Source organism: Comamonas sp. MYb69 (assembly GCF_037479315.1).
Classification (GTDB): Bacteria; Pseudomonadota; Gammaproteobacteria; order Burkholderiales; family Burkholderiaceae_C; genus Comamonas.
Genome location: NZ_JBBGZG010000002.1, coordinates 315549 through 330642, shown reverse-complemented (window position 1 = coordinate 330642; position 15094 = coordinate 315549). Strand labels below are relative to the sequence as shown.

Here is a 15094-nt window from a genome sequence, read left to right as displayed (position 1 = left end):
CGCCTCAGCGCTTGTCGTTGGCCGCTTGCTGGTTTTTGAGCTGCAGCAGCGCCAGGCTTTGGTTCAGGCGCCGTACCTGCCGCTCAATACGGGTATTGACCATATCCGCATGCAGGGCCTTGATAAACAGCACACCGACTGCACAGACCAGCAGCAAGGTGGGGGAGTAACGAATCCCCAGCTCGTCGGCAAAGTGGTCCAGCAGACGCGGCCACACGCCCAGCAATACGGCCAGCAGGGCAACAGCCATCCAGAACAGGCCCAGCCGCAAATACAGCCGGTCGCCGCGGATCAGAAACAAAATCACCGCAGCAAAAAGCACACCCAGAACGGTGGTCGTAATTTGATAATTGGCCATTCCAACCTTGATTCACAGGGACATACCGAAGGCCCGGATAAGGCGCAAGCGGCGCATGCCCCATGGCGGCGTCTTTACTGCCTGAAACAGAAAATTCTTTTACCCTGCTCAAATCGCTTATTTGAACAGCCGCATGATTCTACTGTGCAGGGACGCCGGGGATTGCAGCCAAATGTCACTACAAGCCCTTTGCTTAGCGGATAGGCACGTCCGTCTTCCTCCTGACAGCCGCCTGGGTTTCGGCGACTACCGCATAAAACCCCAGTACCCGCGATAGCGGCCAATCCATGCCACACTCCCCGCCTATGTCTAGTTCCGAATGGGCCCGCAGCGCTGTTTCCGCCTTCGATCGCATGGTCAATGTCGAGGGTGGCTTTCGCTCGCGCCCCGGCCAGCGGCTGATGGCGGAGAAAGTGGCCGAGACTTTTGCAGCTGCCCAGCTGGGCAAGCTCGAAGAGGACGAGGAGCCACAGCGCGCCATTGCGGTGATCCAGGCGGGCACGGGGGTGGGCAAGTCGCTCGCCTATGCAGTGCCGGCGATTGCGATGGCACTGCAGCGGGGCACCCGGGTGCTGATCTCGACGGCGACCGTCGCGCTGCAGGAGCAGCTGGTGAACAAGGATTTACCGGCGCTGGCCCAGCAGATGGACCAGCCCTTCAAATACGCGCTGGCCAAGGGCCGGGGCCGCTATGTCTGCAAGCTCAAGCTTGAGCGCCTGGCCAGCGTGGTCCAGGGGGATGGTGCGGAGGGCGGCGAGCCCATCGACGACGATTTCTTTCCCGAAGAAGCGGCGCAGGCACGCCAGTCGCAGCGCAGCCCGCAAGAAAACGCCGCGCGCCTGCAGTTCTACACCAGCATGGCCGATGCGCTGACCACCCGGGGCTGGGATGGCGACCGCGACAGCCTGGATACGCCGCCCGAGCCCGAGGTCTGGAGCCCGGTCGCCGCCGAAGGCAGCTCCTGCACCGGCAAGCACTGCCCGGTGTTTGGCAGCTGCAGCTATTACGAAAAACGCAAGGACCTGGTCCAGGCCCAGGTGCTGGTGGCTAACCATGATCTGCTGCTGTCCACCCTGGGCGCACGCCTGCTGCCCGAGCTGGACAACTGCCTGCTGATCCTGGACGAGGCCCACCACCTGCCCGCCACTGCGCTGTCGCAGTTCGCCTGCGAGATGAACCTGAGCCAGCTCACCTGGATCGACAAGCTCGCCAGCCGCGCCCAGCGCGTGGGCGCCTTGGTCGAAGTCAGCGAGATTGCCGATATCCCGCGCCACTCGGGCCAGTTGCGCCAGCATTTGCAAGATTGCGCCAGGCTGCTGATGGATGAATACGGCGAGGGCATGCGCCAGCAGCTGCAGTCGGGCGGCCGGGGCCCCGCCCGCGTGCGCCTGCCGCGGGGCGAGCTGCCGCCCGCGCTGGTCGAGCCGCTGGCCCAAGCCGCGCACCATGCCAGCGCTTTTCTGGATGTGCTGCAGGCCATCTCCAAGGCCCTGCGCTCGCAGATGCGCGACCGGCCCGACGAGGCCAAGCGCCTGTCCACCTTGTATGCCCAGGTGGGCAGCCTGGCCCCGCGCCTGGAGGCCGTGCATGACACCACCCAGCTGCTGCTGCAGGATGCGCCCCAGGGCAGCGTGCCGGCTGCCAAATGGTTCACCCTGGATGTCGTGGGCGATTTTGTCGCGATCAAGGCCTATGCAAGCCCAGTAATCCCCGGCTCCACCTTGCGCCACCACTTGTGGAGCCAGGTGCGCGGCGCGGTGCTGACCTCGGCCACGCTCACCAGCGGCGGTCAGTTCGATTTCTTCTTGCGCGAATCGGGCCTCAACAACGACCCGGCCGTCTCGACCTTGGAGGTCGCCAGCCCCTTCAACTATGCCGAACAAGGCAGCCTGATCGTCACCGAGACCCAGGCCGATCCGCGCACGCCCCAGCAGTTTGCCAACGAGATGGTCGATGCGCTGCTGGAAGACCTGGCCCAGGTGCAATCGGGTGGCCTGGTGCTGTTCACCTCACGCGAGCAGATGCGCCTGGCCGTCGATGCACTGCCCACCGCGATGCGCCAGCATGTGCTGGTGCAAAACACCTTGCCACGCAGCCAGCTGCTGCACCAGCACCGCGAGCGTGTGGCCGCGGGCATGCCCAGCATCATCTTTGGCATGCAAAGCTTTGGCGAAGGGCTGGACCTGCCCGGCGCGCTGTGCGAATCGCTGTTCATCACCAAGCTGCCCTTTGCGCCGCCCGATGACCCCGTGGATGAGGCCCGCGCCGAATGGCTGAAAAACTCGGGCCGCGACCCCTTCAGCGAGATTGTGGTGCCCGCCACCGCCATCCGGCTGGCCCAGTGGGTCGGGCGCGCGATCCGCACCGAGGTGGACCAGGCCCATGTCTACTGCTACGACAAACGCCTGGTGCGCACCGGCTATGGCCAGCGGCTGCTGGCCAGCCTGCCGCCTTTTACGCTGCAGCGCCGCACAGCCAGCACTGCTTAGTCCTTGGCGGGCGCCTCGCCCGGACTGCGCAGGTGCACGCCTTCGAGCGACGGTGGCACCAGCGCCGGCAAGGGCGAGGCCACCGGCGCCCCAAAGCCTTCACCGTTTTGCCAGTCGCGCAAAAAGCCCTCGATCTCTTTCTGGCTCTGGCCGACAAAGTTCCACCAGATCATCACGCCGCCTTCATAGGGCGTGCCGCCCAGCAGAATGCAGCGGCTGCCGGCGCCGCATTGCAGATCCAGGCTGGTTTGGCCATCGGGCAGGTAGACCAGTTCGTTGCTGGGGGCCGGCTCGCCATTGACCTGCACATCACCGTAGAGGCACAGCACCGCGTATTCAAAATCGGGCCGCAACGCCAGGCTGGCACTGCTGGCCTGCGCCGCTTCCATATCGACGGCTACCAGCGGGCTGTGCACCTCGGTGGGTGCCTGCTGGCCCAGCCAATCGCCCGCCAGCACCGTCATCTGGATGCCCTGTTCCTGCAGCCGGGGCAGCTGCGGGTAGTGCTGAAAGCGCGGCGGCATAAAGCGCTGGTCCTTGGGCAGCGCTATCCACAGCTGCACCGCATGAAAGTCCGGCTTGCCCAGGCTCTCTTCCGAATGCGCAATGCCCTTGCCGGCGGTCATCAGGTTGACCTGGCCGGGGCGGATCGGCTGCTCGCTGCCCAGGCTGTCGCGGTGCAGGATCTCGCCCTCGATCATCCAGGTGAAGGTCTGCAAACAGGTGTGGGGGTGCGGGCCCACCTGCATGCCAGGCCCGCTCTCAAAGTGCGAAGGGCCCGCATGGTCCAGAAAACACCAGGCGCCCACCATGCGCCGTCCGCGCTGGGGCAGCGCGCGCAGCACCGGCACACCGCCCACATCCGCAACGCGCCCGGGGTAATGCCGCAAGGCCTTGTTATCGATACTCATTTTCCATCTCCTTCATCGGGGGCGGGTGCGCTTGCGCGAAGGCGCGCACATTCCGCCGAAACAGACCTACACATCACTGCCTTGCAGGTATGGTACAAACAAGTGGTGCGGAAGTGATGACCAGAGAGGGCGTCACTGCCACATATTCCAACGTGTTAGCGCCCGGCAGCAGCCGGCGCGACGACAGGCTCCCAGGGATTCGCTCTGGCAGCCGGTGCAACTCTCAGATTTGCCAGGTCGTGCTGGCGGCTTCCATGACTCCGGCTTGGCAACGCATGATGCCAGGCTGGAATTCGGTGCCCCCTCATTGAAAGGAGACAACCAATGACGACTCAACACTCCCACAACTACCCCGAGAACTTCAAGGCTCGTGTGGTAGGCATTGTTCAGCACCGCATCGGCGACGGTCAGCTCGAAACCATCCCAAGCCCCATGGAAGTCGATGTCTCGACGGCCATCGCCAGCTTTGTGCTGTCCTGGACCATCGAGGGCCAACCCGTGACCGTGTCACTGGCCAAGCCCGACTTTGACTACCACATCGACCACAACAATATCGTTGTGCAATAAGAGCGACGACCACGGCCTTTGAAACCTTGCTACAGAGCTGTTAATTTCCTTAACCGCTTTGTGCATCGTCCCTAGGTTGTGTGAGCCACTCTGAACGTTTTCAAGCGCTGCAAAGCGCTTTCACCTGCATGCCGCTCTGTACGGCCTGCGCGCTTTATTGGGTGTCCGGCCAGCCTCAAGCCAGCGCTGTGACCACCCGCACCTCCCCCACCAACAACTTGTGCACCGGGCAGGCTTCTGCAATCTGCTGGAGCCGACTGCGCTGCTCGTCGCTCAGATCACCCTCCAGGTGAATGCGGCGCACGATGTCGTTGCCCGCTGCGGCGGCGCCATCGGGGTTGAGCGCCAGCTCCACCCTCACCCCCGTCAGTGGCCAGGCCTTGCGCTGTGCATACATCTGCACCGTAATCGTCGTGCAAGCACCCAGGGCCGACAGCAGCAGCTGCATGGGGCTGGGGGCCGTATCGCCCCCACCCACGGCCTGGGGCTCATCGCCATGCCACAGATGGCCCTGTGGATCTTGCAGATCCACGCGGTAATTGCTGGTCGTGCTCTGTGCCTGGGCTTGTGCCTGCTGCGCCATATCGGTAGATCTCCTCAATTTGATAAGGCAATATAGGCCTTTCTGCCCAAGCACGGTTGCAAACGGGCACAAAAAAACCAGCGCCGTTGCCGGTGCTGGTTGTGTGTGCCGCATGCCCCGGGCCATCGCCCGGGCACAGACCGCGCCAGGCGCTTACTTGGCGGTGACGACGCGCACCATCTCCAGGCACTTGTTCGAGTAGCCCCACTCGTTGTCGTACCAGGAGACGACCTTCACAAAGGTCTTGTCCAGGGCAATACCGGCTTCGGCATCGAACACCGAGGTGCAGGTCTCGCCACGGAAGTCGGTGGCCACGACCTTGTCTTCGGTGTAACCCAGCACGCCCTTGAGCGCGCCTTGCGACTGGGCCTTCATTTCGGCGCAGATCTCTTCGTAGGTCGCTTCGCTGTTCAGCTCCACCGTCAGGTCGACCACGGACACATCAGACGTAGGCACGCGGAAGGACATGCCGGTCAGCTTCTTGTTCAGCTCAGGAATCACCACGCCCACCGCCTTGGCTGCGCCCGTGCTCGATGGGATGATGTTTTCCAGAATGCCACGGCCGCCGCGCCAGTCCTTGTTCGAGGGGCCGTCCACGGTCTTTTGCGTGGCAGTCGCTGCGTGCACGGTGGTCATCAGGCCGCGCTTGATGCCCCACTTGTCGTTGAGCACCTTGGCCACAGGGGCCAGGCAGTTGGTGGTGCAGGATGCGTTGGAGATGATCGCCTGACCGGCATAGGTCTTGCAGTTCACGCCAAACACGAACATGGGGGTGTCGTCCTTCGAGGGGGCCGACAGAATCACCTTCTTGGCGCCCGCATCGATGTGCTTTTGTGCCGTTTCCTTGGTCAGGAACAGGCCAGTCGATTCGATCACCACATCGGCGCCGACTTCGTCCCACTTCAGGTTGGCAGGGTCGCGCTCTTGCGTCAGGCGGATCTTCTTGCCGTTGACGATCAGGGTGTTGCCTTCGACGGCAATCGTGCCCTGGAAGCGGCCGTGCACGCTGTCGTACTGCAGCATGTAGGCCAGGTAGTCAGGCTCGAGCAGGTCGTTGATCGCAACGATCTCGATATCGGAAAAATTCTGCACTGCAGAGCGCAGCACATTGCGGCCGATACGGCCAAAGCCGTTGATGCCTACCTTGATTGCCATAGTGATCTCCAAGTAATGAAATGCCGCATGCCCGCCGGCCTGGGCCACGCTCGCTGCCGCTGGCGCCACTTGCCGGAGGGGCCAGACCTGCCAAACCGCAGCCAGGGGCACACTACAGAGAGCGGGCCGGGAAGGTGCGAGGAGGGGCGGTCTGATTTTGCCGCGTATTGTAGAGAACACTGGCTGGGCCCTGGAATAGTGGGCCATTGCCCGCCCCGCGCCAGCTATCGCCGGCGTGACTGCCAGCGCGCAACAGCCGTTGCCGGCCCGGGCCCCAGGCTGTGCAACAATCCTTGCCAGCACGGGCGCCCTCCCGGCATCCTTTCAACAGCCTGCAGCAACACTGCCCCAGATGGTGGGCCGCCTCACAAACGCCATGAGCCAGTCGCTCCCCTCTTCGCCTTCCAGCCTGCGCACGGCAGTCGTCATTCCCTGCTACAAGGTGACGCGCCATATCCTGGCGGTGATTGCCGAGATCGGCCCAGAGGTCGATGGCATCTACATCGTCGACGACTGCTGCCCCGACGGCAGCGGCCGCTTTGTGCAGGAGCACTGCCCCGACGCGCGCGTGCGGGTGCTGTTCAACGAGGTCAACCTGGGCGTGGGCGGCGCCGTGATGGCGGGCTACCGCGCAGCAATTGCAGACGGCTATGGCGTGCTCGTCAAGATCGATGGCGACGGGCAGATGAACCCGACCCTGGTGCCCCGCTTTGTGGCCCCCATTGCCAGTGGCCGCGCCGATTACACCAAGGGCAACCGGTTTTTCAACCTCGAAAAGATCGCCCGCATGCCACGCATCCGCATCTTTGGCAATGCGGTGCTGTCGTTCATGACCAAGTTCTCCACCGGCTACTGGAGCAGCTTTGACCCCACCAATGGCTTTACCGCCATTGCCGCCAGCACGGCCGCGCAGCTGCCGCTGCACAAGATCAGCCAGCGCTATTTTTTCGAGACCGACATGCTGTTCCGCCTGAACACGGTGCGCGCAGTAGTCCTGGATATCCCCATCGACTCGCGCTACGAGGACGAGGTCAGCAACCTCAAGATCTCCAAGGTGCTGACCGAGTTCATGAGCGGCCATCTGCGCAACTTCTGCAAGCGCATTTTCTACAACTACTACCTGCGCGGCATGTCGGTGGCCTCGCTGGAGCTGCCGCTGGGCCTGCTGCTCATCACCTGGGGCACCGTGTTTGGCCTGTTCCACTGGGTCCAGTCCATCGTCTCCAATGTGGCCACCACCGCGGGCACCGTCATGGTCAGCGCGCTGCCCATCATCCTGGGCGTCCAACTCGTGCTGGCCTTTATCGCTTTCGATGTGGCGTCCGAGCCCACGCAATCGCACCGCCACGACGGCGAAGGCCTGGGCCGATAAGCACTGCCCTGCCCGCTACCGCGATCACCCAGCAACAGGCATAAAAAAACGCAGGCTGCAGGCCCTGCGGCCCGCATCCCTGCGTTATTGGTTGCTGAGGCGCTGAGCGATTAACGCTTTTGCAGCGCCACTTGCACCGTGTTGGCCACGTTGTCGGCGGTAAAGCCAAAGTGCTCGAACAGCACGCCAGCGGGGGCCGATTCGCCGTAGGAATCAATACCCACCACGGCCGCGCAGCCGTACTTCCACCAGAAGTCGGTCACACCCATCTCGACGGCCACGCGTGGCAGGCCAGCGGGTAGCACGCTGCGCTTGTAGGCCACGTCTTCGCGGTCGAAGGTGGTCGTGCTGGGCATGGAGACCACGCGCACGGCGATCTTGCGCTCGGCCAGCAGGCGCTGGGCCTTCAAGGCCAGCTGCACTTCCGAGCCGGTGGCGATGATCACGGCTTGCGCCTTCTTGTTCAGGCCAATGTCCGAGGGCTCGGACAGCACATAGGCGCCGCGGCTGATGTTGCCGATCGCGTCGCCATTCTTGGGCGCATAAGGCAGGTTCTGGCGCGACAGCAGCAGCGCGGTGGGCTTGTTGCGGTTGGTCAGTGCCACGCTCCAGGCCACGGTGGTCTCTGCCGTATCGGCCGGGCGCCACACATCCAGGTTGGGGATCAGGCGCAGGCTGGCGGCGTGCTCGATCGACTGGTGGGTGGGGCCGTCTTCGCCCAGACCGATGGAGTCATGGGTGAAGACGTGGATCACGCGGCGCTTCATCAGCGCAGCCATGCGAATGGCATTGCGGCTGTAGTCGCTGAAGGTCAGGAAGGTGCCACCGTAAGGGATGAAGCCGCCATGCAGCGCCACGCCATTCATGATGGCGGCCATGCCGAACTCGCGCACACCGTAGTTGATGTGGCGGCCGATCTTGCCGTCTTCGGTCTTCACCACAGCGCTGCTGTCGTCCACACGGAAAGCGGGGGTCGACTTGGTGTTGGTCAGGTTGGAGCCGGTCAGGTCGGCCGAGCCGCCCAGCAGCTCAGGCATGGCAGCGGTAAAGGCTTCCAGCGCCAGCTGGCTGGCCTTGCGGCTGGCCACGGTCTCGCCCTGGGTGTGGGCCTGGGCCACGGCTTCCACGGCCACTTGGGCAAACTGCTTGGGCAGGTCGCCGGCCATGCGGCGCTTCAGTTCTGCGGCCAGCTCGGGGAAGGCCTTGGCGTATTCGGCAAACTGCGCATCCCAGGTGGATTCGGCCTTGGCGCCAAAGGTCTTGTGGTCCCAGGCTTCGTAGACATCGGCCGGGATCTCGAACGGTGCCGAGGTCCAGTCCAGCGCGGCGCGGGTCAGGCCGATTTCTTCGGCGCCCAGCGGCTCGCCGTGGGCCTTGCTGGTGTCCTGGCGGTTGGGGCTGCCCTTGCCGATGGAGGTCTTGCAGATGATGAAGCTGGGCTTGTCTGCCACCTTCTTGGCCTTGGCAATCGCGTCGCTCACGGCCTTGGGGTCGTGGCCGTCGATCGGGCCGATCACGTTCCAGCCATAGGCTTCAAAACGCTGGGCGCTGTTGTCCACAAACCAGGGCTGCACCTTGCCGTCGATCGAGATGCCGTTGTCGTCGTACAGCGCGATCAGCTTGTTGAGCTTCCAGGCGCCGGCCAGTGCGCAGGCTTCGTGGCTGATGCCTTCCATCAGGCAGCCATCGCCCAGGAACACATAGGTGTGGTGGTCCACCACATCGTGGCCGGGGCGGTTGAATTCAGCGGCCAGCAGCTTTTCTGCCAGCGCAAAGCCCACGGCGTTGGTCACGCCCTGGCCCAGCGGGCCGGTGGTCGTCTCCACACCGGGGGTGATGTCCACTTCGGGGTGGCCCGGGGTCTTGCTGTGCAGCTGGCGGAAGTTCTTCAGCTCGCTGATCGGCAGGTCGTAGCCGGTCAGGTGCAGCAGCGCGTAAATCAGCATCGAGCCGTGGCCATTCGACAGGATGAAACGGTCGCGGTTGATCCACTGGGGATTGAGCGGGTTGTGCTTGAGGTGCTTGCTCCACAAGGCCACTGCCATATCGGCCATGCCCATCGGCGCACCGGGGTGGCCGGAATTGGCTTGTTGAACGGCATCCATTGCGAGTGCGCGGATCGCATTCGCCATATTCTGATTGTTGACCATGGGAGTGGAGGAAGAAAAAAGCGACAAAGGCCGCATTTTAGCGGCCTGCCGTTCGCGGCGTCCTATACGCCAGTCTTGGCCTACGTCGGTGCAGGGCCACCGCCTACCCCAAGGGCTTGGGCAAACACTGACAATGCGCAAGCTATCGCCAATAAAATTCTATTAATATTATTTATACTGACTATCGTTTGTTAGCTACCGCTTGAAAGGATTGACCATGCAACGCACCCTCTCCACCACCGCTCTGGCCTTGACGCTCGCCCTGGCATCACTGAGCGGCAGCGCCCTGGCCAGCACCGCCGACAAGATTGCCGCCGTGCAAGCGGCCCGCTTCGACCTGGCCCAGGCCGTCCAGAGCGCGCAGAGCCAGCATGGCCTCAAGGTGCTCAAGGCCGAGATCGATACCAAGAAAAAGCAGCCCATCTACGAAGTCAGCGGCATCAACGCCCAGGGCCGTGAGATCAAGCTCAAGTTCAGCGCGCTGGACGCCGCCAAGGTGACGGAAAACAAGGACGATGGCGCCGCCGAGAAAAAGGATACCGACCGCCTGGCTGCCGCCAAGATCGGCATCAACGATGCCATCGCCACCGCCTTGAAGCACACCCCCGGCAAGGCCATCGAAGTGGACCTGGACGACCACCTGGGCGTGCTGACCTATGACGTCAAGATCCTCAACGCGGCCAATACCGAGGTGGAAGTGCGCGTCAACGCCGTTGAAGGCAATATCCACCAGTAAGCGGCATTAAATGCAAGATGCCAAGGCCAGCTCCCGTGCTGGCCTTTTTTGCGCCCGGGGTTTGGACTCAAACCAAAGCTTGCGCCATGTACTGCGCATCCTCGCCATAGCTCAGCAAGGCCTCACGCTCCTGGGCCGACCAGGGCAGCAGCGCTGCATAGCCTTTGCGCTGCCAGTACGGCTGCGAGCCCATCACCGACACCAGCGCCGAGTAGCGCAACCCATCGGCTTGGGCTTGTTGCAGCATGGCCTGCAGCAGCGCAGAGGCCAGGCCCTCGCCAGCGCGCGCAGGAGCCACGGCCATGTCATGCAGGTACAGCGTGTCAGCAGGCGCTGCACCAGCAAAGCCGCCATGCAGCGGGGTCACCTTGCCCAGCACGGAGCGGTAGGCGGCCAGATAGGCCAGCACCTCACTGCCTTGCACGATGACCAGCGAGCACTGCACCGGGCTGGCCAAGCGCGCCGCATACAGCGCGGCGCTCTCCATAAAGTCCGCGCCATAGCAGGCCAGCTGCACCTGCATCAGGCCATCCAGGTGCTGCGCGGTCAGGGGTTCAAGAGACCAAAGGGGCTGGTCGTTGGAATGAAAACGCATCGGCCGATTGTCGGCGATGCCGCAGCGATCAGCCCAAAGGCGCCAGCGGCTGCGCCGTCGATGCCGGCACCGTGGTGCGCGCGGCATTCATGACCATCGACAGCAGGCTGTAATAGCCATTGATGCCGATCAGGTCCATCACGCCCTTGTCGCCAAACAGCTGCTGCGCGCGCGCCCAGGTGGCGTCGCTCACCTGGCGCTGCAGGTGCAGCTCGATGCAGAAGTCATGCACAACGGCCTCATCCTCAGGCATCGCATCGGGGCGGCGGCCTTGGGCCACGGCGTCCACGGTGGCCTGGCTCAGGCCTTCGCGCAGCGCAATCGGTGCATGGATGGCCCATTCCACCTGCTGCGTCCACTGGCGGGCCGTGACCAGGATGGCCAGCTCGGTCAGGCGCACGCCGATGGCGCTGCGGTAGCGCAGGTACTCGCCCAGGCGCTGGGTGTGGTCCATCAACTCGGGGCTGCGCAGCAAGGGCACAAAGGGCGATATCAGCGCGCCGCGCGGGCCATCGATGATGGGCTGGGCATAGCGGCGCTGCTCTTCGCTCCAGGCCTCGGGGGGCAGGGGCGGCATGCGGTCCTGGGTAGGCGTCATCGGGCGGGTTCTTTCAGATCGTTTCGGGAGCGTGTTCAGGCGGCTACCGGTTGCTGGGCCAGCACTTTGTCAATCGCATCGCCCAGGCGCTCGACCACCTGGTCCAGCTCGGCCTCGCTGCTGATAAAAGGCGGCGCCAGCAGCACATGGTCGCCATGCAGGCCATCGATCGTGCCACCCATGGGGTAGCACAGCAAGCCATGGGCCATGGCCTGCGCCTTGACCTTGGCATGCAGCTTGAACGCCGGGTCAAACGTGACCTTGCTGCTGCGGTCCTGCACCAGCTCCACGCCCCAGAACAGGCCCCGGCCCCGGATATCGCCGACATGCGGGTGCGCATCAAAACGCGCATGCAGCTGCTTTTGCAGATAGGCGCCGCGTGCCAGCACCTGGGGCAGCAGCTGGTCGCGCTGTATCACCTGCTGCACCGCCAGCGCAGCAGCCGCCGCCATTGCATGGCCGATATAGGTATGGCCATGCTGGAACAGGCCGCTGCCGCGCCGCATGGCGTCCACAATCTTGCGCTGCGCCAGCACCGCGCCAATCGGTTGGTAGCCGCCGCCCAGGCCCTTGGCAATGGTCATCAGGTCGGGGCTGATGCCCTCTTGCTCGACCGCGTGCAGGGTGCCGGTGCGGCCCATGCCGCACATCACCTCATCGGCGATCAGCAAGATGCCATAGCGGTCGCAGAGCGCACGCAGGCCCTGCCAGTAGCCGGCAGGGGCGGCCACCGCGCCCAGGGTCGCACCCACCACGGGCTCGGCGACAAAGGCGATCACCTTGTCTGGGCCCAGCTCTTGGAACTTGGCATCGATCTCGGCCAGCAAGCGCGCCACATAGGCGGGCTGGCTCTCGCCGTCCAGGCGGTCGCGGTATTCATAGGCGGGGGCCACGCGCCCCACGTCCATCAGGATGGGGGCAAACTGCTTGCGCCGCCATTCATTGCCGCCCACGGCCAAGGCACCCAGGGTGTTGCCGTGGTAGCTTTGGCGGCGCGCGACAAAGTGCGTGCGCTCGGGCTGGCCGATCTCGACAAAATACTGGCGCGCCATTTTCAGCGCCGCTTCCACCGCCTCGGAGCCGCCGGAGACAAAGTAGACATCCGTCATGCCCGCTGGCGCATGCGCGACCAGGTGGTCGGCCAGCGCCTCTTGCACCTCGGTGGTGAAAAAGCTGGTGTGGGCATAGGCCAGCTGGTCGAGCTGGCGGTGCATCGCTGCCAGCACATCCGGGTGGGCATGGCCCAGGCACGACACGGCTGCCCCGCCACTGGCATCCAGGTAGGCCTTACCGGCCTGGTCAAACAATTCCACGCCTTTGCCGCCAACCGCAACAAGAGGAACCTGGGCCAGAGAACGATGGATGACATGGCTCATGCGAGCACTCCTTCACAATGCGTCACCAGCCCTGCGCCGGCAGCGATACGCATAGTATAAGGATCATTTGTAATTTTTCAATAGATTATTGGATCATTTGTTCCATTTCGATCAATTTCTGTTCCCAGGCTTCCCCTTCCCTCCCTCTCTCGCTATCCCTTCAGCGCAAGCCGCCTACATAGCGCTTGGCACTAGCCACCAGGCCCGGCGCAACGGCATCCGCAGCCGGCCCCGCCGCCGCAGCACCCACGGCCGCTGCCGCCGGTGCTGGCGCGCCCGGCAGGCTGGCCGCAAAACGCAGCGCCAGCCGCTCCAGCTCCGCATCCTGGTTGCTGCGGGCATGGTTCAGCGCAAACTGGGCCATGGCCTGGCCGTAGGCGGTATCGCTGGCCATCCACTCGGTATCGGTGACCCGGCCCGTCTTGCGGCGCAGCGCCACATGCAAATGCGCGGCGATCGCCAGGCGTTCACTGTCATTCATACAAGCTCCTCCGTGGCAGAACCTGATGGATAGGCTGCGCGCCCCAGGCGGCGCAACCTGCCTCAATAAGAGGCGCTAACACGGCCCCGCACACCGCAGGTTTGCGGTGGAGACGAGGCGCAAATCCGTAGGCTGTACACCGCGTACGACAAGGGTTTGCAACGACGTATCCAGGGGCGTGTGAGCGACTCTCAATGCTGGCTTTCCTGGTGCAGGCTTTGGTCCAAGCCATCCAGCTCCTGCTGCGCCGTCACCCGCAAAGGCAGCAGCACCCGGATGATGGTCAGCAAAATAGCGGTGCCCGCTGCGCTGTAGACGGCCACCGCCGCCACAGCCACCAATTGGTTGAGCACGGTCGCATCCACACCGGCAATGGCGCGGTCGGCAAACAAGGCGGTGAGCAGCGAGCCGGCAATGCCGCCCACGCCGTGCACGCCAAACACATCGAGCGAGTCATCCACGCCCAGGCGGCGCTTGAGCCAGGTGGCGCCCCAAAAGCAGGCCACGCCCGCAATAAGGCCAATGGCGACCGCGCCGCCCACCTGCACAAAGCCGGCCGCCGGGGTAATGGCCACCAGCCCCCCAATCAGGCCCGAGAGCACGCCCAGCAAGGTGGGCGCGCCGCGCACCCACCACTCGACCAGCATCCAGGACAGCGCGCCAGCAGCGGCCGCCACCATGGTCACCAGCATCGCCAGCGCGGCACGGCCATCGGCCGACAGCGCCGAGCCGGCATTGAAGCCAAACCAGCCAATGAGCAGCAGCGCGGCGCCCATCGCCGTCCAGCCCAGGCTGTGGGGCTCAAAGGCCTGGCGGCCATAGCCCTGGCGCCGGCCCAGCATGGCCGCGCAGACGAGGGCCGAGACGCCCGCATTGACGTGCACCACCGCGCCGCCGGCAAAGTCCAGCGCGCCCAGCTTGTTGAGCCAGCCATCGCTCTCCCAGACCCAGTGGGCCACCGGCGCATAGACCAGCACGCTCCACAGCCCCGAGAACAGCAGCAGCGCCGAAAAGCGCATGCGCTCGACCACGGCGCCAATGATCAAGGTGGTGGTGATGACGGCAAAGGCCATCTGGAACAGCGCATAGAGCGACTCGGGCAGATGGGGCGCCAGGTGGCTGACCGACACGGTGCCCGCTGCCGCATCCAGGCGCATCGATGAGAACCAGGCCCGGTCAAGTCCGCCCAGCCAGGCGCTGGACTTGCTGAAGGCCAGCGAGTAGCCCAGCGCAAACCAGGTGAGCGCCACCACGGCCGCCACCGCAAACACGGCCACCATCGTGTTGACCACGTTCTTGCGCCGCACCAGCCCGGCATAGAAGAGCGCAATACCCGGCAGTGTCATCAGCAACACCAGCACCGTAGAGACCAAGAGCCAGGCCGTATCGGCCTTGTCAATCGCAGCCATCTGCACCATTTGCATGCCATCCCCTTTGTACGTTGTCATCCATTGCGGGTTTGTTTCAAAAGGTAGCAGTTTCTATGCCATCGGCCGGGAAAGCGCCTGGATACGGGGCCTGCAGGCATGCGCAGTGCTGGCCAGCGCTGCCGGCTAAAGCCCGATCGCACCACATCGGTGCCCTGGGCGATGGACCAGCCCCCAAAAGAAAACCGGCGCTTGCATCGCTGCAAGCGCCGGCGCTGTTGGAGAGGGCGAAAACAGGATTCAGTCCGCCGCCCGTACCGTGGCCGGGGTGATCAGCCCCCGCGGGTCGAGCGCCT

At 64.2% G+C, this 15094-nt stretch carries 14 protein-coding genes; 4 read left to right on the top strand and 10 right to left on the bottom strand.

Annotation, left to right across the window (positions count from 1 at the left end; translation table 11 throughout):
* Positions 1-4: 4 nt before the first annotated feature.
* A complete protein-coding gene (locus tag WH303_RS03640; protein WP_021026198.1) occupies positions 5-358 on the bottom strand; it encodes a DUF2304 domain-containing protein in 354 nt (117 codons plus the stop codon).
* A 305-nt stretch (positions 359-663) separates the two neighbouring features.
* Here WH303_RS03640 and dinG point away from each other — a divergent pair, with 305 nt between their 5' ends.
* Positions 664-2847 carry an ATP-dependent DNA helicase DinG gene (dinG, locus tag WH303_RS03635; RefSeq protein ID WP_339517038.1) on the top strand — a complete coding sequence of 728 codons (2184 nt, stop codon included), beginning with the start codon at positions 664-666 and terminating at the stop codon, positions 2845-2847.
* Here dinG and WH303_RS03630 read toward each other — a convergent pair.
* Positions 2844-3758, bottom strand: coding sequence for a pirin family protein (locus WH303_RS03630; RefSeq protein WP_339517037.1), 915 nt, complete (start codon positions 3756-3758; stop codon positions 2844-2846). The genes dinG and WH303_RS03630 overlap by 4 nt on opposite strands.
* Before the next feature lie 324 nt (positions 3759-4082).
* Between WH303_RS03630 and WH303_RS03625 the strand changes: the two genes are divergently transcribed.
* Positions 4083-4325, top strand: a complete 243-nt coding sequence (locus WH303_RS03625; RefSeq protein WP_021026201.1) for a hypothetical protein — start codon at positions 4083-4085, stop codon at positions 4323-4325.
* Positions 4326-4500: 175 nt separating this feature from the next.
* Here the strand turns inward: WH303_RS03625 and WH303_RS03620 are convergent, their stop codons facing one another.
* Together WH303_RS03620 and gap are read right to left on the bottom strand one after the other, a co-directional pair.
* The gene (locus WH303_RS03620) at positions 4501-4908 is read right to left on the bottom strand and encodes an OsmC family protein (protein WP_339517036.1); all 408 of its coding nucleotides are present in this window, start codon (positions 4906-4908) and stop codon (positions 4501-4503) included.
* 153 nt (positions 4909-5061) lie between these two features.
* The gene (gene gap, locus WH303_RS03615; protein WP_021026203.1) at positions 5062-6063 is read right to left on the bottom strand and encodes a type I glyceraldehyde-3-phosphate dehydrogenase; all 1002 of its coding nucleotides are present in this window, start codon (positions 6061-6063) and stop codon (positions 5062-5064) included.
* Positions 6064-6439: 376 nt separating this feature from the next.
* Here gap and WH303_RS03610 point away from each other — a divergent pair, with 376 nt between their 5' ends.
* Positions 6440-7435, top strand: a complete 996-nt coding sequence (locus WH303_RS03610) for a glycosyltransferase family 2 protein (protein WP_339517035.1) — start codon at positions 6440-6442, stop codon at positions 7433-7435.
* 110 nt (positions 7436-7545) lie between these two features.
* Here the strand turns inward: WH303_RS03610 and tkt are convergent, their stop codons facing one another.
* A complete protein-coding gene (gene tkt / locus WH303_RS03605) occupies positions 7546-9585 on the bottom strand; it encodes a transketolase (RefSeq protein WP_339517034.1) in 2040 nt (679 codons plus the stop codon).
* Positions 9586-9802: 217 nt separating this feature from the next.
* Between tkt and WH303_RS03600 the strand changes: the two genes are divergently transcribed.
* Positions 9803-10321, top strand: coding sequence for a PepSY domain-containing protein (locus WH303_RS03600; RefSeq protein ID WP_148293103.1), 519 nt, complete (start codon positions 9803-9805; stop codon positions 10319-10321).
* Positions 10322-10388: 67 nt separating this feature from the next.
* Here WH303_RS03600 and WH303_RS03595 read toward each other — a convergent pair whose 3' ends face one another.
* The 5 genes from WH303_RS03595 to WH303_RS03575 all read right to left on the bottom strand — a co-directional run bounded on the left by WH303_RS03595 (position 10389) and on the right by WH303_RS03575 (position 14795).
* Positions 10389-10916 carry a GNAT family N-acetyltransferase gene (locus WH303_RS03595; RefSeq protein WP_339517033.1) on the bottom strand — a complete coding sequence of 176 codons (528 nt, stop codon included), beginning with the start codon at positions 10914-10916 and terminating at the stop codon, positions 10389-10391.
* A 28-nt stretch (positions 10917-10944) separates the two neighbouring features.
* Complete coding sequence (locus tag WH303_RS03590; RefSeq protein ID WP_339517032.1) at positions 10945-11514, bottom strand: carboxymuconolactone decarboxylase family protein; 570 nt, start codon at positions 11512-11514, stop codon at positions 10945-10947.
* Positions 11515-11549: 35 nt separating this feature from the next.
* On the bottom strand, positions 11550-12890 hold the full coding sequence (locus WH303_RS03585; RefSeq protein ID WP_339517031.1) for an aspartate aminotransferase family protein: 1341 nt from the start codon (positions 12888-12890) through the stop codon (positions 11550-11552).
* 160 nt (positions 12891-13050) lie between these two features.
* Positions 13051-13371, bottom strand: a complete 321-nt coding sequence (locus WH303_RS03580) for a hypothetical protein (RefSeq protein WP_339517030.1) — start codon at positions 13369-13371, stop codon at positions 13051-13053.
* A 191-nt stretch (positions 13372-13562) separates the two neighbouring features.
* The gene (locus tag WH303_RS03575) at positions 13563-14795 is read right to left on the bottom strand and encodes an ammonium transporter (protein ID WP_027010741.1); all 1233 of its coding nucleotides are present in this window, start codon (positions 14793-14795) and stop codon (positions 13563-13565) included.
* Positions 14796-15094: the final 299 nt, after the last annotated feature.

Coding starts and splice junctions, on each gene's coding strand:
- WH303_RS03640 (WP_021026198.1), bottom strand. CDS start 358: ATGGCCAATTATCAAATTACGACCACCGTTCTGGGTGTGCTTTTTGCT.
- dinG (WP_339517038.1), top strand. CDS start 664: ATGTCTAGTTCCGAATGGGCCCGCAGCGCTGTTTCCGCCTTCGATCGC.
- WH303_RS03630 (WP_339517037.1), bottom strand. CDS start 3,758: ATGAGTATCGATAACAAGGCCTTGCGGCATTACCCCGGGCGCGTTGCG.
- WH303_RS03625 (WP_021026201.1), top strand. CDS start 4,083: ATGACGACTCAACACTCCCACAACTACCCCGAGAACTTCAAGGCTCGT.
- WH303_RS03620 (WP_339517036.1), bottom strand. CDS start 4,908: ATGGCGCAGCAGGCACAAGCCCAGGCACAGAGCACGACCAGCAATTAC.
- gap (WP_021026203.1), bottom strand. CDS start 6,063: ATGGCAATCAAGGTAGGCATCAACGGCTTTGGCCGTATCGGCCGCAAT.
- WH303_RS03610 (WP_339517035.1), top strand. CDS start 6,440: ATGAGCCAGTCGCTCCCCTCTTCGCCTTCCAGCCTGCGCACGGCAGTC.
- tkt (WP_339517034.1), bottom strand. CDS start 9,585: ATGGTCAACAATCAGAATATGGCGAATGCGATCCGCGCACTCGCAATG.
- WH303_RS03600 (WP_148293103.1), top strand. CDS start 9,803: ATGCAACGCACCCTCTCCACCACCGCTCTGGCCTTGACGCTCGCCCTG.
- WH303_RS03595 (WP_339517033.1), bottom strand. CDS start 10,916: ATGCGTTTTCATTCCAACGACCAGCCCCTTTGGTCTCTTGAACCCCTG.
- WH303_RS03590 (WP_339517032.1), bottom strand. CDS start 11,514: ATGACGCCTACCCAGGACCGCATGCCGCCCCTGCCCCCCGAGGCCTGG.
- WH303_RS03585 (WP_339517031.1), bottom strand. CDS start 12,890: ATGAGCCATGTCATCCATCGTTCTCTGGCCCAGGTTCCTCTTGTTGCG.
- WH303_RS03580 (WP_339517030.1), bottom strand. CDS start 13,371: ATGAATGACAGTGAACGCCTGGCGATCGCCGCGCATTTGCATGTGGCG.
- WH303_RS03575 (WP_027010741.1), bottom strand. CDS start 14,795: ATGCAAATGGTGCAGATGGCTGCGATTGACAAGGCCGATACGGCCTGG.